The organism is Streptomyces sp. NPDC101151, assembly GCF_044768335.1.
GTDB lineage: Bacteria > Actinomycetota > Actinomycetes > Streptomycetales > Streptomycetaceae > Streptomyces.
In genome coordinates, this window is sequence record NZ_JBIWPP010000008.1 from 189,975 (window position 1) to 208,748 (window position 18,774).

Annotated in this window: 14 protein-coding genes and 5 tRNA genes; 6 read left to right on the forward strand and 13 right to left on the reverse strand. The window is 72.6% G+C overall.

The features are described from left to right. Positions 1-37: 37 nt before the first annotated feature. Together ACIRU3_RS17925 and ACIRU3_RS17930 are read right to left on the reverse strand one after the other, a co-directional pair. Positions 38-859 carry an aminotransferase class IV gene (locus ACIRU3_RS17925; RefSeq protein ID WP_404057186.1) on the reverse strand — a complete coding sequence of 274 codons (822 nt, stop codon included), beginning with the start codon at positions 857-859 and terminating at the stop codon, positions 38-40. Beyond that, a complete protein-coding gene (locus ACIRU3_RS17930) occupies positions 856-1,968 on the reverse strand; it encodes a chorismate-binding protein (RefSeq protein WP_404057187.1) in 1,113 nt (370 codons plus the stop codon). Before ACIRU3_RS17930 ends, ACIRU3_RS17925 begins: the two co-directional genes overlap by 4 nt. 178 nt (positions 1,969-2,146) lie before the next feature. Between ACIRU3_RS17930 and ACIRU3_RS17935 the strand changes: the two genes are divergently transcribed. The 5 genes from ACIRU3_RS17935 to ACIRU3_RS17955 all read left to right on the forward strand — a co-directional run bounded on the left by ACIRU3_RS17935 (position 2,147) and on the right by ACIRU3_RS17955 (position 2,629). Beyond that, positions 2,147-2,219 (forward strand) — tRNA-Gly (locus ACIRU3_RS17935). Positions 2,220-2,257: 38 nt separating this feature from the next. After that, positions 2,258-2,331: transfer RNA gene (locus ACIRU3_RS17940), tRNA-Cys, on the forward strand. Position 2,332: 1 nt separating this feature from the next. Continuing rightward, positions 2,333-2,404, forward strand: a tRNA-Val gene (locus ACIRU3_RS17945). A gap of 26 nt (positions 2,405-2,430) precedes the next feature. Next, a tRNA-Val gene (locus ACIRU3_RS17950) sits at positions 2,431-2,502 on the forward strand. 55 nt (positions 2,503-2,557) lie between these two features. Then, positions 2,558-2,629, forward strand: a tRNA-Val gene (locus ACIRU3_RS17955). 52 nt (positions 2,630-2,681) lie between these two features. Here the strand turns inward: ACIRU3_RS17955 and ACIRU3_RS17960 are convergent. The 3 genes from ACIRU3_RS17960 to ACIRU3_RS17970 form a co-directional block, all read right to left on the reverse strand. Next, positions 2,682-2,981, reverse strand: a complete 300-nt coding sequence (locus ACIRU3_RS17960; protein ID WP_404057188.1) for a zf-TFIIB domain-containing protein — start codon at positions 2,979-2,981, stop codon at positions 2,682-2,684. 80 nt (positions 2,982-3,061) lie between these two features. Next, positions 3,062-4,018 carry a phosphotransferase family protein gene (locus ACIRU3_RS17965; RefSeq protein WP_404057189.1) on the reverse strand — a complete coding sequence of 319 codons (957 nt, stop codon included), beginning with the start codon at positions 4,016-4,018 and terminating at the stop codon, positions 3,062-3,064. 457 nt (positions 4,019-4,475) lie between these two features. Continuing rightward, complete coding sequence (locus tag ACIRU3_RS17970) at positions 4,476-4,652, reverse strand: hypothetical protein (RefSeq protein ID WP_404057190.1); 177 nt, start codon at positions 4,650-4,652, stop codon at positions 4,476-4,478. Positions 4,653-5,255: 603 nt separating this feature from the next. On the opposite strand from ACIRU3_RS17970, the gene ACIRU3_RS17975 reads away from it, so the two are divergent. Further along, positions 5,256-6,662 (forward strand): protein kinase, encoded by a 1,407-nt coding sequence (locus ACIRU3_RS17975; protein ID WP_404057191.1) that lies wholly within the window; start codon positions 5,256-5,258, stop codon positions 6,660-6,662. Positions 6,663-6,677: 15 nt separating this feature from the next. Here the strand turns inward: ACIRU3_RS17975 and ACIRU3_RS17980 are convergent, their stop codons facing one another. From ACIRU3_RS17980 to ACIRU3_RS18015, 8 genes are all read right to left on the reverse strand, one after another. Further along, positions 6,678-7,496, reverse strand: a complete 819-nt coding sequence (locus ACIRU3_RS17980; protein WP_404057192.1) for a TrmH family RNA methyltransferase — start codon at positions 7,494-7,496, stop codon at positions 6,678-6,680. A gap of 98 nt (positions 7,497-7,594) precedes the next feature. After that, entirely contained in the window at positions 7,595-8,827 is a 1,233-nt protein-coding gene (cobA, locus tag ACIRU3_RS17985; RefSeq protein WP_404057193.1) for a uroporphyrinogen-III C-methyltransferase, read from the reverse strand. A gap of 158 nt (positions 8,828-8,985) precedes the next feature. Further along, positions 8,986-13,179 carry a nicotinate-nucleotide--dimethylbenzimidazole phosphoribosyltransferase gene (gene cobT / locus ACIRU3_RS17990; protein WP_404057194.1) on the reverse strand — a complete coding sequence of 1,398 codons (4,194 nt, stop codon included), beginning with the start codon at positions 13,177-13,179 and terminating at the stop codon, positions 8,986-8,988. A 395-nt stretch (positions 13,180-13,574) separates the two neighbouring features. After that, positions 13,575-14,792: a precorrin-6y C5,15-methyltransferase (decarboxylating) subunit CbiE gene (cbiE, locus tag ACIRU3_RS17995; protein ID WP_404057195.1), complete on the reverse strand. Its 1,218-nt coding sequence runs from the start codon at positions 14,790-14,792 to the stop codon at positions 13,575-13,577. 136 nt (positions 14,793-14,928) lie between these two features. Further along, positions 14,929-15,567: a GNAT family N-acetyltransferase gene (locus tag ACIRU3_RS18000; protein WP_404057196.1), complete on the reverse strand. Its 639-nt coding sequence runs from the start codon at positions 15,565-15,567 to the stop codon at positions 14,929-14,931. Between the two features lie 194 nt (positions 15,568-15,761). Further along, positions 15,762-16,595 carry a MetQ/NlpA family ABC transporter substrate-binding protein gene (locus tag ACIRU3_RS18005; protein WP_404057197.1) on the reverse strand — a complete coding sequence of 278 codons (834 nt, stop codon included), beginning with the start codon at positions 16,593-16,595 and terminating at the stop codon, positions 15,762-15,764. A gap of 101 nt (positions 16,596-16,696) precedes the next feature. After that, positions 16,697-17,434: a methionine ABC transporter permease gene (locus ACIRU3_RS18010; protein ID WP_404057198.1), complete on the reverse strand. Its 738-nt coding sequence runs from the start codon at positions 17,432-17,434 to the stop codon at positions 16,697-16,699. Continuing rightward, positions 17,431-18,474, reverse strand: coding sequence for a methionine ABC transporter ATP-binding protein (locus tag ACIRU3_RS18015; protein ID WP_404057199.1), 1,044 nt, complete (start codon positions 18,472-18,474; stop codon positions 17,431-17,433). The genes ACIRU3_RS18010 and ACIRU3_RS18015 overlap by 4 nt, the downstream gene beginning before the upstream one ends. Between the last annotated feature and the right edge of the window lie 300 nt (positions 18,475-18,774).

Sequence of the window (18,774 nt, forward strand, 5' to 3'; positions counted from 1 at the left end):
CTCCGGCGCCCGAAGTCAGCCGGTTTTCCCGCGGGTCTCAGGGGTCCAGGTCGTCGCCGGCCCGGTCCTCGAAGAGGCGCATCGCCTTCGCGGTCACCGGGCCCGGCGCACCCGGCAGTTCCCGCTCGTCGACCCGGTGCACGGCCTGGACGTCCCGCAGGGTGGAGGTGAGGAAGACCTCCTCGGCCCGCTCCAGCACGTCCAGCGGCAGGTCGGTCTCCTTGGCGCCGGTCCACTCGACGGCCAGGGCGCGGGTGATGCCGGGGAGACAACCGGAGGCGACCGGCGGGGTGTGGATCTCGCCGTCCAGGACGACGAAGACGTTCGACCCGGTGCCCTCGCAGAGCTGTCCGACCGTGTTCGCGAACAGCGCCTCGGAGGCTCCGTGTTGGTGGGCGCGGGCGAGGGCGACGACGTTCTCGGCGTACGAGGTGGTCTTCAGGCCGGTGAGGGCGCTGCGCTCGTTGCGGGTCCAGGGCACGGTGATCACGGACGTGGCGTCGGGGCGGCGGCTGGTCTCGCCGAGGGCGACCACCAGGGTGGGGCCGTGATCGCCACGGTCGGAGCCGAGCGGGCCGTGGCCGCCGGTGTAGGTGATGCGCAGCCGGCCGAGCGGCATCGGGTTGGCCTCCAGCACGGCGGCGCAGGCGCGGCGGACCTCGTCGTGGTCGGGGTCGGGCAGCCCGAGGCCGCTGGCCGAGCGGGTCAGCCGGTCGAGGTGGCGGGTGAGCGCGAAGGGCTCCCCGTCGACCGCCTTCACCGTCTCGAAGATGCCGTCGCCGACGGTCAGCCCGTGGTCGAAGACGGAGACGCGGGCGGACTCCATGTCCTGCAGCCTGCCGTCCAGCCAGATCCTCATGTGAGAGCCCCTTCGTCCGTCCCCGAGCCGTTCGCTTTGTCCATTCCCGCCCTGCCCGCCCCGTGTTCCTGGTACGTCCCCGACGCTACCGCGAGCAGCCGGGACGCCTTGAGTTCGGTCTCCTGCCACTCCCCCTCGGGATCGGACCCCCAGGTGATGCCGGCGCCGGTGCCGAAGCGCAGCACTGCCTCGCCCCGCGCGGACCGGTCGATCCAGAAGGTGCGGATGCCCACGGCCAGCTCGCCGAGGCCCCGGTCGGCGTCGACCCAGCCGATGCCGCCGCAGTACGGGCCGCGCGGCGCGGTCTCCAGGGCCTCGATGATCCTGAGGGCGCTCGACTTGGGGGCGCCGGTGACCGAACCGGGCGGGAAGGCGGCCGCGAGGAGGTCCGGCCAGCCGGCGCCGTCGCACAGCTCGCCACGGACGGTGGAAACCAGGTGGACCAGGCCCGGGTGCTTCTCGACGGCGCACAGGTCGGGGACGGTCACGCTGCCGGTGGCGCAGACGCGTCCGATGTCGTTGCGGACCAGGTCCACGATCATCACGTTCTCGGCGTAGTCCTTCTCCAGAAGGTCCGCCTCGGTCCGCCCGGTGCCCTTGATGGGGCCCGACTCGACGGTGCGGCCGTCCCGGCGCAGGAACAGCTCGGGCGAGGCGGTGGCGATCTCCACTCCGTGCTCCGGCAGCCGGACCGTGCCCGCGTACGGCGCCGGGTTGCCGCGGGCCAGCAGGGCGGTGAGGGCGTCCACGTCGGCGTCGGGGACGACGGGCGCGCTGAGCACCCGGCAGAGGTTCGCCTGGTACACCTCGCCGGCCGCGATGTGCTCTCGGATCCGGCCGACGGCCGCCGTGTAGGCGGCGCGGTCCAGGGAGGTGCTCCAGTCGCTCACCGCCGGGCCCAGCCAGCCGCCCGGAACCGGGGCGGGCACCGGCTCCTCCCGTACATCGGCGAAGCGGGCGCAGGTCAGCCGGCCCTCGAAGTCCGCGCAGACGGCCCAGAAGCCGGTGGAGTCCAGGGCCTCGGGGTCGTCGGTGACGTCGAGGAGGCCGGTGGCGAGGCGATCGCCGAAGCGGGCGAGAGGAGGGAGGCCGGAAAGGAGGTCGAGCACGTGGTCGAGTCTAGGGCGGGTGACCGAAAGGTGGCCCGGGCATGTCCCTCCGGGGGCGCTGACCATGTCGTCCGTCAGGTGCACCGCAGCACGCTGCGCAAACGCGTTTTTGTGCTGGCCCGGGAATCCGCTAGAGTTCAACACGTCGCCGGGACGCGCAAGCGGACCGAAACGACAGGCGGACGTAGCTCAGTTGGTAGAGCGCAACCTTGCCAAGGTTGAGGTCGCGAGTTCGAGCCTCGTCGTCCGCTCGAAGGAAGAAGGGGTCTTCCCGATCCCCTACACTCCTGGTGGAGTGGCCGAGAGGCGAGGCAACGGCCTGCAAAGCCGTCTACACGGGTTCAAATCCCGTCTCCACCTCCAAGGACGATTAGCTCAGCGGGAGAGCGCTTCCCTGACACGGAAGAGGTCACTGGTTCAATCCCAGTATCGTCCACTGGATCTTTCCGAAGATCCTTACCCGCGCGATTAGCTCAGCGGGAGAGCGCTTCCCTGACACGGAAGAGGTCACTGGTTCAATCCCAGTATCGCGCACGCAGTGCCCATGATCCGCTCCACGGAGTGACAGCTTTCGTGATCGTGGTCCCGAGGACGATTAGCTCAGCGGGAGAGCGCTTCCCTGACACGGAAGAGGTCACTGGTTCAATCCCAGTATCGTCCACACACCGGAAAGCCCCCGGCCGTCTCGAACGGCCGGGGGCTTCTCCGTCGGCTCAGCTGGAGAACAGCATGTGGCCGAAGCTCTTGTGGCGGTGGTGGCCGCCGTGGCCGCCGTAGTGACCTCCGTGGCCACCGCCGTGCGGGGCGCCCCAGGCGGGGGCGGCCGGAGCCGGGTACGCCTGCGGGGCGGCCGGGGGCGGCGGTGCCGGCTGGGACCACTGGGACTCCAGGCGGGTCAGCGACTCCAGCTCCCCGTAGTCGAGGAAGATGCCGCGGCAGCCGCTGCACTGCTCGATCTGGACGCCATTGCGGTTGTAGGTGTGCATCGGCGCATGGCACTTCGGACACTGCATGGTCGGCTCAACTCCTCGCCGGTTGGTCCTGCTTCATGTTTCCCCAGGACAGACTCCGTCCGGACCTGGTCGGTTGCACCCTACGCCGGGAATCCGCGCGTCAACTGGCGGGGTACCGAACTCATTCGCACACAGGCGTCCACCAGGGCCTGCTCCACCTCGTCCAGCGGGCGGTCGGCCATCAGTGCCTTGGTGATCGCGCGGGCCGCGGTCTGCACGGTGAGCGCGCGCGCCGGGACGTCCAGGGCGGGCCAGGGGTCGCCGTCCGGGGGCACTGCGGGGCCGCCGGCCTCACGGTAGGCGGTCAGGAAGCGGCTCCACTCCTCGGGCGGGAGGAGTCCGCAGGCGTACCAGGCGGCGGGGCGGGCGAGATCCCAGGCCGGGACGCCGAGGCCGAGGTCGTCCACGTCGATCAGCCGCCAGGGACCGTCGGGCGCCGGGTGGCGGACGAGCTGGCCGAGGTGCAGGTCGCCGTGGCAGAGGGCGGGGGTACCGGGCATCGGGCCCTCCGCCCGGGCCCAGGCCGGGAGGGAGGTCCAGGCCCGGAGGACGGCCGATGCGGCCGGCCGGGACGCGGCACTCACGGCCGCGCCCAGCCGGCCGACGGCGTGGGCGGCCTTGGCCGGGCCGCGCATCGGGGGCAGGGGGCCTTCAGGGGGCGTCCGGTGCAGCCGGGCGAGGAGCGTGGCGGCGGGCTCCCAGGGGGCGGCGTCCGGATCGTCCGGGTCCACGGGGGCGCCGTACGGCCAGAAGGTCACCAGGCGGTCGTGCAGGACGGCCGGGGTGGCGGTGCGCGGGGCGAGCAGGACGTCCGGGAGCCGGGTCGCCGTGGCGAGGCGGAGGGTCAGCTCGGCGGGGTCGGTGTCCGGGGCGTGGGCCTTCGCGACGGTGTCGGCATGGCGGACGACGGTTGCGTCGGGGCGGTCGGCGAGAGGGGTGCTGCCGCAGGCGCAGGGGGCTCCGCCGGGTTCGGGGTGGGCGGCGGCTCTGACCTTCGCGGTCAGCGCGGGGAGAAGCGCGGGGGTGTCTGGAGTCACGGGGGCCTCGGGGTGCGAACGGCTGTGGGGTGAGCCTACGTGGGGGCGGGGTCTGTGCGGCCGGCCCCTGCCGACGCCGGCCGGGGACGGGCTTCGCCCGCCGGCGCTGGCACCTGCGGGGTGCTGCTGCGACCTCACGCGCCGCCCGACCGCACGCGCCGCCCGAGCGGCGCGACTGCGCGTAGCCGGCTGAGGGATTCCTGCGGGGGAGGCGCGGGGAACCGCGCGGCCGGCCGTCACGGATCCGGGCACGGCCACCGGCAGCGCCCCCGACGGGGCTCGCATCGGCAGGCGCCGCGGCCCGCGGGCGGATGGTTCGGCGCCCTGAAACGGCGCAATGCCGGCGCAGCTCCCCAGCTGCGCCGGCATTTGTGCCGTCCGCCGCACCCCCGTCCCCACGGGGTTTCATGGATGGATGTCCCCGCCCGGACCGCTCTTCCGGGCCTGAGGTCGCCGCTCAGCGCCCCAGCATCGCACCCACGGACGACGCCTGTGTGGCCACCGTCTCCCAGCCGTCGAAGACGAGGAGGAGCAGGGCCGCCAGGGGGAGGGCCATGAGCGTCGCCACCAGGGGGTGGCGGCGACCCGTCCGGCGGGAGGCGAACGAAGTGCGCCGCGGTGCCGTGTGGGCCATGGTCCCTCTCCTGACCGTTTCGGTTGTCTTGGCAGCGGCGGGTGTCTGACCTCGGGGGACGAGTGCTGCACCCGCCGCTTGACCTCAAATCTAGGCGCGGGGCCTCCGCCGGGCGTCATGCCTTCGTACCGATTCGCGGGCCTCCCGGAGGATGAGCCATGACCTGGGGAGTACTCCCCTGGGTGGAGAAGCGGTCCTGGGTCTCGGGGTCTTCCCGGAGGGGACGCCCACTGTGTCCTGCCATGTCCGGACCGCCTGGCGGGGCCGGGACGAGTGACTTCGATCACTTCGAAGGGGTCGGTGGGACGCCGTGCGCCCGCCCGGCGGCCGGCCCTGAGCACCGGGCGCCCGGCCGTGCGTGGTGACTCCACGCCGGGTACCGGCCCCCGTCCATGGTCACGTCGACCGGGGCCAACCACCCTGCCGCGTCCGAAGGTTGAGGTCACTGGCGGTCCAAGAGCACCGCAGGGAGTGGCTTCCTGACCGCTTTTCACCTCGCGTTCCTCCTGCGCACAATCCGTCCGCCCGAGAGGGCGCGGCCTCTGCGCGCAGGCGGCTGTGGAAACGTAAGCTGTGCCACGTCACAGGGACCGGGCAGCGGGGATGAACATGGCGATGATGCGCCTGAGGCGCGAGGACCCGCGTGTCGTCGGCTCGTTCAGGCTTCACCGACGGCTCGGCGCGGGCGGAATGGGCGTGGTCTACCTCGGCTCCGACAAGAAGGGGCAGCGGGTCGCGCTGAAGGTGATCCGGCCCGATCTGGCGGAGGATCAGGAGTTCAGGTCCCGGTTCGCCCGTGAGGTCTCGGCGGCCCGGCGCATCAGGGGCGGCTGCACGGCGCGGCTGGTGGCGGCGGACCTGGAGGCCGACCGGCCCTGGTTCGCGACGCAGTACGTGCCCGGACCCTCCCTGCACGACAAGGTCGCCGACGAGGGCCCGCTCGGCGCGGCGGAGACGGCGGTGGTCGGCGCGGCCCTGTCCGAGGGACTCGTCGCCGTGCACGAGGCCGGCGTCGTCCACCGCGACCTGAAGCCCTCCAACATCCTGCTGTCCCCCAAGGGGCCGCGGATCATCGACTTCGGCATCGCCTGGGCCACCGGCGCCTCCACGCTCACCCACGTCGGCACAGCGGTGGGCTCCCCCGGCTTCCTCGCCCCGGAGCAGGTGCGCGGCGCGGCCGTCACCCCGGCGACGGACGTCTTCTCGCTGGGCGCGACCCTGGCCTACGCCTCGACCGGCGACTCACCCTTCGGGCAGGGCAGTTCCGAGGTGATGCTGTACCGCGTGGTGCACGAGGAGCCGCAGCTGGTCGGCGTACCCGACGCTCTCGCACCGCTCGTACGGGCCTGCCTGGCCAAGGATCCCCACGACCGGCCCAGCACCCTCCAACTGTCGCTGCGGCTCAAGGAGATCGCGGCGCGCGAGGCACAGGGCCTGCCCGACGTACGGCCGCCGGCGCCGCGCTCCGCGGAGGCGGACCTGCCCACCGGACGGCTTGTGGACACCTATCCCGAGCAGCAGCGCACCCAGCGGCGCGCATCCCCCGGCACCCCGCCGCCCCGCGGGGGCATGCCCGCCCGGGGCGGTGCGCCCTCGCGGGGCGCCGGCGACCCGCGCGCCGGGGGCATCACCGCCCGGCCGGGCACGGCCCGCTCCACCCAGGTCCCCCGCTCCACCCAGGTCCCCCGCCCCGGCAGCCCGCGCTCCGGCAGCGGGAGCAGACCCGCTCCGCGTGGCGGTGCCGGGCGACCGGCGCAGCGTTCGACGGGGTCCGGGCGGCGGCCCGCCAATCCCCGGCTGCTGCGTCAGCGGCTGTTCGTCTTCGTGGTGGTGACGCTGCTGGTGGCACTCGGCATCGCGGTGGCGCAGGGCTGTCAGGGTCCGGCGCGCGGGCTCGGCGGCGACGACAAGCGGCTGCAGCACGTAGAGCCGACCTTCACACCGCTGGACGACGGCAAGCCGATGTCGCAGCGGTACGACTCGGCCTTCCGGTCCGACTCCGGGAAGTGACCTCCCCGGTCCGGCTCAGGCCCCGGGCCGTCCCGAGGCCACCGCGTAGAAGGCCACCGCCGCCGCCGCGCCCACGTTGAGGGAGTCGACCCCGTGCGACATGGGGATGCGCACCCATTCGTCGGCGGCGACCAGAGCCTGCGTGGACAGGCCGTCGCCCTCGGCGCCGAGCATCAGGGCGACCCGGTCCATCTTGTGCGGAGCGGCCTCGTCGAGGCTCCTGGCCTTCTCGTCCGGGGTGAGTGCGAGGAGGGTGAAGCCGGCCTCGCGGACCGAGTCCAGGCCCTTGGGCCAGGTCTCCAGACGGGCGTACGGCACGGAGAACACCGCGCCCATGGAGACCTTGACGCTACGGCGGTACAGCGGGTCCGCGCAGTCGGGCGACAACAGCACCGCGTCCATGCCGAGCGCGGCCGCCGAACGGAAGATCGCGCCGATGTTGGTGTGGTCGTTCACCGACTCCATGACCACCACCCGGCGGGCGGAGCGCAGCAGTTCCGCCGCCGTCGGCAGCGGCTTGCGCTGCATGGAGGCGAGGGCGCCGCGGTGCACGTGGTAGCCGGTGACCTGTTCGGCGAGTTCCGGGCTCACGGCGTAGACGGGGGCCGGGAGTTCGTCGATGACGTCGCGCATGACGTCGATCCACTTGGCCGAGAGCAGCATGGAGCGCATCTCGTAGCCGGCTTCCTTGGCCCTTCTGATGACCTTCTCGCCCTCGGCGATGAACAGGCCCTCGGCCGGCTCGCGCTTGCGGCGCAGTTCGACGTCGGTCAGGCCCGTGTAGTCGCGCAGGCGCGGGTCGTCGGGATCCTCAACGGTGATGAGATCGGCCACAGGGTGATACTGCCTTGTCCTGGGAGTGCTGCCAACGGCTGGGAACGGGTTGTGTTACCCGGGGTTACGCGCCGGCTCCGCCGGCAAGGGCAAACGCATCAAGCCGAAGGCTCCGGGCCGACGTTCACGACCTCTCCGATCACGATGACCGCCGGGGGCTTCACGTCCTCGGCACGTACGGTCTCGGCGACCGTGGCCAGGGTCGCGTCCACGCGGCGCTGCGCCGCCGTCGTGCCCTCCTGGACGAGGGCGACCGGGGTCCCGGGCGACCTGCCGTGCGCGACGAGCGTCTCGGCGATCTTCCCGATCTTGTCGACGCCCATGAGGATCACGAGTGTGCCGGTGAGTTTCGCCAGCGACGGCCAGTCGACGAGGGAGCGCTCGTCGTCGGGGGCGACATGGCCGCTGACCACGGTGAACTCGTGGGCGACACCGCGATGGGTGACCGGGATGCCGGCCGCTCCCGGCACCGAGATCGAGCTGGAGATGCCGGGGACGACCGTGCAGGCGATCCCGGCCTCGGCGAGGGCGTGGACCTCCTCCATGCCCCGGCCGAAGACGAAGGGGTCGCCGCCCTTGAGCCGTACGACGGACTTGCCCTGCTTGGCGTGCTCGATGAGCGCGTTGTTGATGGCCTCCTGGGCCATGTAGCGACCGTACGGGATCTTCGCGGCGTCGATGACCTCGACGTGCGGCGGGAGTTCGGCGAGCAGGTCGCGCGGGCCGAGCCGGTCGGCGATGACGACGTCGGCCTCGGCGAGCAGACGGCGGCCGCGGACGGTGATCAGGTCCGGGTCGCCGGGGCCGCCGCCGACCAGGGCGACGCCGGGGGTGCGGGTGCGGTGGTGCGGGGCGACCAGGGTGCCGTCGCGCAGTCCCTCGACCACCGCGTCGCGGATGGCGGCCGTGTGGCGCGGGTCGCGGCCGCGAGCCTCCGTGGTCAGGACGGCGACCGTCACTCCCGCGCTGGTTCCGGTGGCCGGGGTCCAGGCCGTCGCCCGGTCCGCGTCGTCGGAGCGTACGCACCAGACGCGGTGGCGCTCCGCTTCGGCGGAGGCCCGGGAGTTGGCCTCGGGGTCGCTGGTGGCGATGAGGGCGTACCAGGCCGCAGCGAGGTCGCCGTCCGCGTAGGGGCGCTTCTCCCAGGCAATCTCGCCCGCGTCCGCCATCGCCTCCACCGAGGGGGTCGCCTCCGGGGACACGAGGAGGATGTCCGCGCCTGCCGCGATCAGGGCGGGGAGGCGTCGCTGGGCGACCTGGCCGCCGCCGAGGACGACCACTCGGCGGCCGGAGAGACGGAGGCCTACGGGGTAGGCGGGGTGTTCGGCCATGAGGGGCGGCTCCTCGGACAGCTGTGCGTAGGCGCGCTGCGGCTCCGGAGCGGCCCTGACGTGCGGATTTTAAGGTGTTCGCAGGGCAGACCGCACGGGTGGTCCGGCAGCTGAGCACCGGACCACCCGCTGTGGTGACGTCTGCTTGTCGGTGACGCCTACTTCTCGGTGACTCCCGCCGAGTCGAACGTCGCCACCTCGTTCATGGCTCGAGCCGTGCTCTGTACCAGAGGCAGGGCCAGGAGCGCGCCCGTGCCCTCGCCGAGGCGGAGGTCGAGGTCGACCAGGGGGCGCAGGCCCAGCTTGTTGAGGGCGGCCACATGGCCGGGCTCCGCGCTGCGGTGGCCGGCGATACAGGCCGCGAGGACCTCGGGCGCGATGGCCCGGGCGACCAGTGCGGCGGCGCCGGCGCTGACGCCGTCCAGGATCACCGGCGTACGCAGGGAGGCGCCGCCGAGGAGCAGGCCGACCAGGGCCGCGTGTTCGAAGCCGCCGATCGCCGCGAGGACGCCGATCGGGTCGGCCGGGTCCGGCTGGTGCAGCTCGAGGGCACGGCGGACGACCTCGGTCTTGCGGGCCAGGGTCTCGTCGTTGATGCCGGTGCCCCGGCCGGTGACCTCGGCGGGTTCGGCACCCGTGAACACGGAGATGAGCGCGGCGGACGCCGTCGTGTTGGCGATGCCCATCTCACCGGTGAGGAGCGCCTTGTTGCCGGCCGCCACCAGGTCGCGGGCGGTCTCGATGCCGACCTCGATGGCCGCCTTGGCCTCCTCGCGGGTCATCGCGGGCCCGGTCGTCATGTCGGACGTACCGCCCCGGATCTTGCGCGGCAGCAGGCCGGGGGTGGCGGGCAGGTCGGCCGCCACGCCGACGTCCACGACGCAGACCTCGGCGCCGACCTGACCGGCGAAGGCGTTGCAGACCGCGCCCCCGCCCAGGAAGTTGGCCACCATCTGGGCGGTGACCTCCTGCGGCCAGGGGGTGACGCCCTGGGCGTGCACGCCGTGGTCACCTGCGAAGATCGCGACGGCGGCGGGCTCCGGGATCGGCGGCGGGCACTGCCGGGACAGCCCGGACAGCTGCGCGGAGATGATCTCCAGCATGCCGAGCGCGCCGGCCGGCTTGGTCATGCGCTTCTGGCGCTCCCAGGCCTCGCCGAGCGCCTTGGCGTCCAGCGGGCGGATCTGTGCGACGGTCTCGGCGAGCAGGTCGTGGGGTTCCTCTCCGGGCAGGGCGCGGCGGCCGTACGTCTCCTCGTGCACCACCCAGGACAGCGGGCGCCGCTTGGACCAGCCGGCCTGCATCAGCTCGGGCTCGTCCGGGAACTCGTCGACGTATCCGACACACAGGTAGGCGATGACCTCCAGGTGCTCGGGCAGGCCGAGGGCGCGGACCATCTCCCGCTCGTCGAAGAAGCTGACCCAGCCGACGCCGAGGCCCTCGGCGCGCGCCGCGAGCCAGAGGTTCTCGACCGCGAGCGCCGCGGAGTACGGAGCCATCTGCGGCTGGGTGTGCCGGCCGAGGGTGTGGCGGCCGCCGCGGGTCGGGTCCGCGGTGACGACGATGTTCACCGGGGTGTCGAGGATGGCCTCGATCTTCAGTTCCTTGAACTGCTTGGCCCGGCCCTTGGGCAGCGACTGCGCGTATGCGTCGCGCTGGCGCATGGCCAGTTCGTGCATACTGCGGCGGGTGTCGGCGGACCGGATGACGACGAAGTCCCAGGGCTGCGAGTGGCCCACGGAGGGCGCCGTGTGGGCCGCCTCCAGGACGCGCAGCAGCACCTCGTGCGGGATCGGGTCGCTGCGGAAGCCGTTGCGGATGTCGCGGCGCTCGCGCATCACCTTCAGGACGGCCGCGCGCTCGGCGTCGTCGTAGGCGGGGGCGGCCGGTCCGGTGGACTGTCGTGGCTCTTCCACTGCGGCCGTGCTCTCTTCCTGGTCGGCGGCCCTGGTCTCCAGGTCCTCCGCTTGCTGTACGACATCGGGGGCGTGCTCGTCGTCCGGCGTGGCCGGTACGGCAGCGGGCTCGGCCTCGCGGGGCGCGGGGACCGTGACCACGGGCTCCTGCTGCTCCTGGACGGGCAGGACCAGGGGATGCGGCGGAGTCGGCGCCAGGTGCGGAGTGGTCGGCACCTGGCCCTCGACGGGCACGAACTGCCCGAGCGGCTGCTCGGGGTGCTGCTGCGGCGGCACGCCGGGGGTCAGGGTGTCGGCGGTACCGCCGGCTGCCGGTTGCCCGGCCTCCGCGGCCGGGTCCGCCTCGCCGGCCGGCTCGGACGGCGTCACGGCCTCGTCGGCGGCCGGCACGACGGCGGGCCCGGGGGGCGGCTCGGCGGGCTGGAGCTGCGGGCCGGCCGGCAGGTCGGGGCCGGTGGCCGGCGTCGGCGCGGCCGCGGCCAGGTGGGGAGCCTCCTGCGGCTGCGGCTGCGGAGGGGCGGTCATGAGATCGGTGTCGTGCGCGTCGTGCTGGACCGGTCCGGCGATCTGCGGGCCCTGGGCCTGCAGGAGAGGGAGCTCGGACACCTCGGCGGCCTCGGGGGTGCCGATGCCGGTGAGCGGGGGCTGTACTGCGTCCTGCGCCGGGGAGACGGGTTCGGCCTGGGCGACGGGTTCGGTGGTCTGCGCAGATTCGGCCGCGTGCGCCGGCTCCGGTGCCGGCACCGGCTGTGCGGCGGGCACGGTCCCGGGCGCCTGGAGGGGGGCGCCGACGGGCTGGACCTCGGCAGCGGCGTGTGCGGCGGGACCGGGGACGGCGGCGGGCTGGGCCTCGACGGTGCCGCTGGCATACGGGTCGGGCTGGACCGGAGCCGGCTCGACGGCTTCGGCGACGCCCTGGGGCGCGACAACGGCTTCGACGACACCCTCGGGTGCGGCAACAGCTTCCGCGACACCCTCCGGCGCGACAACGGCTTCGACGACACCCTCGGACGCGACAACGGCTTCGACGATGCCCTCGGGTGCGGCCACAGCTTCGACGACACCCTCGGGCCCGACAACGGCTTCGACGACGCCCGCTGCAGTGGCGACTTCGGCCGCCACGGTCGCAGCCTGCGCCGGAGCACCCTCGGCGGGCACCTCGACCGGCGCATCCACTGCCGGAGGGACCTCCGCCCGCACGGCAGCGGCGATCTGTGCGCTCTCCACCGGGGGTACGGGCTCGGCCTGCTGGACGGGCTCGGCCTGCTCCGCGTGCTCGGCCTGCTGAACGGGCTCGGACACCAGGACGGGCTCCGCTCCCTCCTCGGCCTGCGCGCCGTCCGGCACCTGGACCAGTACGGCCCCTTCCTGCGCGGCCTGAACCGGAGCACTCTGCTCCGCCACATCCGCCACATCCGCCGCGGGAGCCACCAGACCGGTCTCGTCGACCGCGGTCACCTCGGCAGCCTGGACCGCCGCTGCGGCCTCGGGCGCGAGTACCGCCGCGTCGGCCGGCGGCACGAACTCCGCCGCGGAGCCGTCGGCGGCAGCAGCCACCGCGTCGGCGACGGCCGCACCCTGCAGGTCCGGCCCGGCCTCCACCGGAGCCGGGACACCCGTGGGGTCCTGGCCGGGATCGCCCTGGGTGACGTACACGCCGTCGTGGCCGTGCACCGGCTGCATGCCGTCATGACCGTGCACGACCTGCGCCTGGACCTCCTCGCCCGGCACGTGCGCGACCGCCTGCGTGACAAGGCGGGTCATCGCGGCCTGGGCGGCGCCGGGCTCATCGGCGACGGGCGCGGCATCACCGGTCGGACTAACCGTTTCCGCAGCCGGTGCCTCGACGCCGACCTGGGCCACGGCGGCCGGCGCGGCGCCCCAGGGGGCCGCGCTCTGCGGGGCCATCTCGCGCAGCGGCTGGGCGTCGAGGTACTCGGGTCCGGTCGTCGCCGGTGCCGGCTGCCGTACCGGCGCTCCCGCGGGCCCGCGGTCGGCAAGGGAGCGGACCGGGCTGGCGGAGGCGTCGGGGATCGGTGGACCGAGGTGCAGCGGGCGCCGCTGCGGCTGCGGGGCGGCCGTCGCCTCGTGCGGGGCGGCCGTCGCTTCGTGCGGGGCCGCGAGGATGGGCGACGGCGGTACGGAGACCGGAGCCGGGTTCGGCAGCCGGACGCCGCTGAGGTCGACGGAACCGCTGTCCCGGCCGGCCGTCTCGTGCGGCCCCGGCTGGTGGACGGCCTCGACGATCGGTTCCGGAGCGGGTGGCGGCACTTCGTTGCCCCACGCGCCCTGGGCACCCGGCAGCAGCAGGTCTTCGTCCTCGGCGGGTGCCTCGGAGAGGTAGGTGTACGCGCCGTGCGCGGGGACGCCCGGCTGTTCCACCATGCCTGCGCTCTCCGGCAGCCCCTCGCCCGGGACCTGGCCGGTGTCGGTCATGCGTACCCCTCGCCCATCGGTTTAGTGCTTCTACGACCAGCTCACCCGGGGCGGCGCACCGACCGCCCCGTAGTGAAGAACGAGCGTGCGCGCCCAGCGGCACGAACGACCCGCCCCAAAAAGGCGACAAAGCCATTGAGTGGCATTGTCCCGGCCATTCCGCCATCGCGACAGCATGATCCGCGACAGCCCGCTGTGGACTGCGCCACGTTGCGCGTCCTCGGGTTCTGCCGTACCACACCCACCCCAAAACGGGCGCGTTTTCCGGACATTGGCGAACGAACTTCCGGACCACCGATGCAGTACAACGATCGGCCAGCCTACCGCGCGCGGTACGACAACAGGATCTCGGGGCGCGATCCGGCAGCGCCCGCCCGTCGCCCGGCCCGCACCCCTCAGCGAGGCGCTTCGCGACGCAGCAACTCCCCCGTGAGCAGGAACGCCACGTTCCGCTCGGTCTCCGTCCAGGCCCTCGTATCGAGTTCGACGGACTGCAGCAGGGCACACTCGACCCGGTATCCGTGCTCGGTGAGACCGCGGCCCACCAGTTCGGCCTCGTCACGGGTCGCGGCGTGGGTCACGATGCGCTGCGGGCGCCGGTCGGTGACCGCGGAGACCACGACCGCTCCCCCGCCGCCGACCCGTACGACATCCGGCTCGGGCAGGTTTTCGAGGATGTGCGGGGCGGTGCCCCGCACCACCTGGAGCTGGACGCCGAAGCGGCGCGCGGCCGCATCGGTCCGGGCGCAGGCGTCGGGAAGCCGGTCGACGGCGATGACGGCGGCTCCGGCGCGCGCGGCCTCGGCGGCGAACGCGCCGCTGCCGCAGCCGATGTCCCAGACGAGGTCGCCGACCCGAGGACCGAGACGGGCCAGTTGGGCGGCCCGGAGCAGCTGGGTCTCCCCTTCGCCGAGGCCGCCGCCGTACACCTCGTCCCGCTGCACCCAGCCGCGCGGGCCGGTGCCGGGGTCGCGGCCGGCGATCCAGCCGCCGCCCTCGGCAGCCCCCACCGGGCCGCCGATGACGATGACGACGTTCGGGTCGCGCCAGGTGTGGTCGGCGGCGTTGTCGGAGGTGACGACGGAGACCTGTTCGCGCTCGGTGCCCAGTTCCTCGCAGATGACGAAGGTCCGGTGGACTCCGTCGAGGAGCAGACCGAGTTCGGCGGGGCCGGCGCCCGGTGCGGTGAGGACGGCGACCTTGGTGTGGGCGCGGCACACGTTGACGGCCCGGCGCAGGGTGCGCGGGTGGGCGACGACCACCTGGGCGTCGTCCCAGGGCATACCGGCGCGGGCGAAGGCCGCGGCCACCGAGGAGACGGCGGGTACGACCTCGATCTCCATGCCGAACTCGGGTGCGCGCAGAGCCCGTACGACGCCGAAGAAGCCGGGGTCGCCGTCGGCGAGCACGACCGCGGTGCCGCGATGGGCGGCGATCCGGCGGGCGGCCAGGCTGACGCTGCCGAGGCGGATGCGCTCGGCCGCGGGCGGGATCTCGGGGAGCGCCAGGTGGTGGGCCGCGCCCGCCACGAGCGTGGCGGCGCCGAGGGCGGCGCGTGCCGCTTCGGTCAGCGGCGAGCCGTCCCAGCCGATCACCGTGACCCGGTCGGCCATCGTCGTCAGTCTCCCGGTTTTCGCAGCTCGTCAGGGGTGCGGGGCCCGTGGGCGGGCTCCGTGAGAGTACCTGGTGAAGGTAGCGGGCGCGCGGTGGCGCCGGGTCGTGCGCGGATCGGGGTGTGCCTCGCCGCTGTCAGTTCCAGTCGGAGTACGAGGTGAATCCGCCGGTGTCGGCGAGCTGCCCGTCGGCGCCGTCCAGGTCCTCCGGGAGGAGGCTCCACACGATGAAGTCGGTGCGCACATCGGTCCAGGCATCGTCCGCGGTGCGGACGTGGACTATGCAGGCGTTGCGCAGGACGCCCTCGCTGATGCAGCCGATCTTCTGGGCGACCTGCTGGGAGGCGGTGTTGTCGGCGGCGGTACGGATCTCGATCCGCTCGAACTTCTGGTCACCGAAGATCCATTGGGCGGTGGCGAGCGCTGCCTCGGAGGCGTAGCCCTCGCCGCGGGCCCAGGGGGCGATGATGTACGACAGCTCCGTGGAGCGGATGTGCCAGTTGGTCTTGGCCAGCTGCACGACGCCGACCAGACGCTGGGTGAGGAACTCGGTGACCGCGAGGTCCAGGCCCCGGCCGGCGGCGCGCTCGGTGGGCGCGTACTCGGTGATCCAGTGCCGGGCGCCGTCCTCGGTGAACGGCTGGGGGACGTCGGTCCAGGCGGCGACCTGCTCGTCGTTCATCATCTCGGTCAGGGCGGGCACGTCGTCCTCGTCGAGGGGACGCAGCACCAACCGCTCCGTGCTGATGGAGATGTTGGGGAAGGTGCTAGTCATGCGCCGCTCCGTAACCTTCGGAAAATCTTGAGAGAGCATCAGGACCGCTGGGGACCTGCTGAACTGCCCAGCATGCAGCATGAAACCACTGAACGGCACGACGGGGTCGTCCCCCACAGCCTCAAAGGCGTGGGGGCACCCCCACCCGGTGAGGGAGACGACCCCGTGCGTGGCGATACGCGGTATACGCCCCGTCAGAACGACGCGATGACCGAGCCTTGGAACTTGTCCTCGATGAACTTCTTGACCTCGGGCGAGGTGAGGAGCTTGGCGAGCTTCTTCACACGCGGGTCCTTCTCGTTGCCCTTCTTCACGGCGAGGAAGTTGCCGTACGGGTTGTTCTTCGCGGACTCCAGGACGAGGGCCTCCTTCGCGGGCTTGAGGCCGGCGGAGATGGCGTAGTTGCCGTTGACCACGGCCGCGTCCACGTCGTCCAGGGAGCGCGGGGTCTGGGCCGCCTCGACCTCCTTGAACGTGAGGTTCTTGGGGTTCTTCGCGATGTCCTGCGGGGTCGCCTCGTTGCCGACGCCGTCCTTGAGGGTGATGAGCCCGTTCGTGGCGAGCAGCTTCAGGGCGCGGGCCTCGTTGACGGCGTCGTTCGGGACGGCGACGGTCGCACCGCTCTTGAGGGCGTCGGCGCTCTTCACCTTGTGCGAGTAGAGGCCGAGCGGCTCCAGGTGAACCGTGACGACGGGCACGATGTGGGTGCCGCGCTTCTTGTTGAAGTCGTCCAGGTACGGCTGGTTCTGGAAGTAGTTGGCGCCCACCGAGCCGTCCTCGGTCGCCGTGTTCGGCGTGATGTAGTCGGTGAACTCCTTGACCTCGAGGTCGAGGCCCGCCTTCTTCGCCAGGTTCTTCTGGACGAAGTTCAGGATCTCGGCGTGCGGGGTCGGGCTCGCGGCGACGACCAGCGGGCCGCTGTAGTCGGCGGAGCCGGCGGAGTCGGCGCCGGAGCCGCAGGCGGTGAGCCCGAAGGTGAGGGCTCCGGCGGCAAGGACGGCGGTGGTGAACTTGGCGGTGTTACGCACGAAAAGTGCCTTTCCTTAAGGGTGGTGCGACCCCGTGTTGGGTGTACGGGGAGTTCTTGGGGGTGGAGGACTCAGCGACGGGCCGGGCTCAGCGACCGGGCTCAGGCGACCTTGCCGATGTCGGCCGCTGCGGGCTCCTCGGCCTTCAGCGGGCGCAGCCTGGGCCCCGGGCCGGAGCGGGCGCCGCGGTTGTGCAGGGAGCGGGCCGCGAAGTCGCCGGCGAACTGGAGGAGGGAGATGACGACGGCCAGGATCGCCACGATGACCCACATGAGTCCGGTCTCGAAGCGCTGGTAGCCGTAGCGGACGGCGAGGTCGCCGAGGCCGCCGGCGCCGACCGTACCGGCCATCGCGGAGTAGCCGATGAGGGCGACGACGGTGGTGGTCGCGGAGGAGATCAGCGACGGCAGGGCCTCCGGCACGAGGACCTTGCGGACCACGGTGAAAATGTTCCCGCCCATCGACTGCACGGCCTCGACGAGCCCGCCGTCCACTTCGCGGACAGCCGTCTCGACGAGACGGGCGAAGAAGGGGATGGCGCCGATGGCCAGCGGCACGATGGCGGCGTCACGGCCGATGCTCGTCCCGGTGACCCACCGGGTGAAGCTGGTCAGGGCGACCATCAGGATGATGAAGGGCATGGAGCGGGTGACGTTCACGACCTGCCCGATGACCTTGTTCACCACGACGTTCTGCAGCAGGCCGCCGCGCTCGGTGAGCACGAGCAGGATGCCCAGCGGCAGACCGCCGACGATGGCGATGAGGGTGGACCACCCGACCATGTAGAGGGTGTTCCAACACTCCGGCTCCAACAGGGACCACTGCTCGGACCAGGTCACTTCGCACCTTCCTTCACCAGCACGGGCTCCTGGCCCACCACGTCGATCTGCAGGCCCTGCTCGCGCAGGAAGCCGATGGGCACCACGTTGTCCTCGTAGCGGCCGGGCAGTTCGATGCGCATGCGGCCGATCTGGAGGCCGCCGACGGTGTCGATGGCGGCGCCGAGGATCGAGATGTCGATGTTGTAGGTGCGCGCGAGCTGGGAGATGACCGGCTGGGTGGCGGCCTCGCCGTGGAAGGTGACGTCGATGACGGTGCGGTCGTCGCCCGTGGCCTCGCCGCCCACCGGGAACAGCGCGGAGGCCAGTTCGGAACCGGGGGTGGCGAGCAGCTCGCTGACCGTGCCGGACTCCACGATCCTGCCCTTCTCCATGAGGGCGGCGGAGTCGCACACGGACTTCACGACGTCCATCTCGTGGGTGATGAGCAGAACGGTCAGTCCCAGCTGCCGGTTCAGGTCGCGCAGCAGCTGCAGGACGGAGCGGGTGGTCTCCGGGTCGAGGGCGCTGGTGGCCTCGTCGGAGAGCAGCACCTTGGGGTCGCCGGCGAGGGCGCGGGCGATGCCGACGCGCTGCTTCTGGCCGCCGGAGAGCTGGGCCGGGTAGGCCTTGGCCTTGTCGGCGAGGCCCACCAGGTCGAGGAGTTCGAGCGCCTTGCGGGAACGTTCCTTCCCCGACGTGCCGAGGATCTCCAGCGGCAGCTCGACATTGTCCTGCACGGTGCGCGAGGAGAGCAGGTTGAAGTGCTGGAAGATCATGCCGATCCGGCTGCGCGCCTGCCGCAGTTCGCGGCCGGCGCGGGGTCCGCGCCCGGCGAGCGCGGTGAGGTCCTGTCCGGCGACGCTCACCGTCCCGGCCGTCGGCCGCTCCAGCAGGTTGACGCAGCGGATGAGCGAGGACTTTCCGGCGCCGGACTGGCCGATGACGCCGTAGACCTCGCCTTCGCGGACGTGGAGATCGACGCCGTCGAGGGCAGTGACCTCGCGGCCGTGCGAGCGGTGAGCCCGGTAGATTTTCGTCAGGCCCGATGTGGTGATCACAGGGATGTCCGTCACTGTCGAGTGCGCGGGCGTGGGTGTGCCCGGACACGGGTGCATGCATTGCATTCGTTCAGGGACGCGGCACGGTTCTCGCTGTGGCGGTGAACCGGGGAGAACTTCGTGTGCGCGATGGGGGTCCCCCCACGCCGTTCAGGCTGTGGGGGAGGCATCAGTCGCGTACGCCGGGAACCGGCGTCGGACAGGCCACGGCTCTCGCTTCGGGGCGCGAGGCTCAGGTGGTGCGGGGGCCCTCTAGAAGGCGCACATTCGACGCAGACACAGACAACCGGCGCCGGGCGT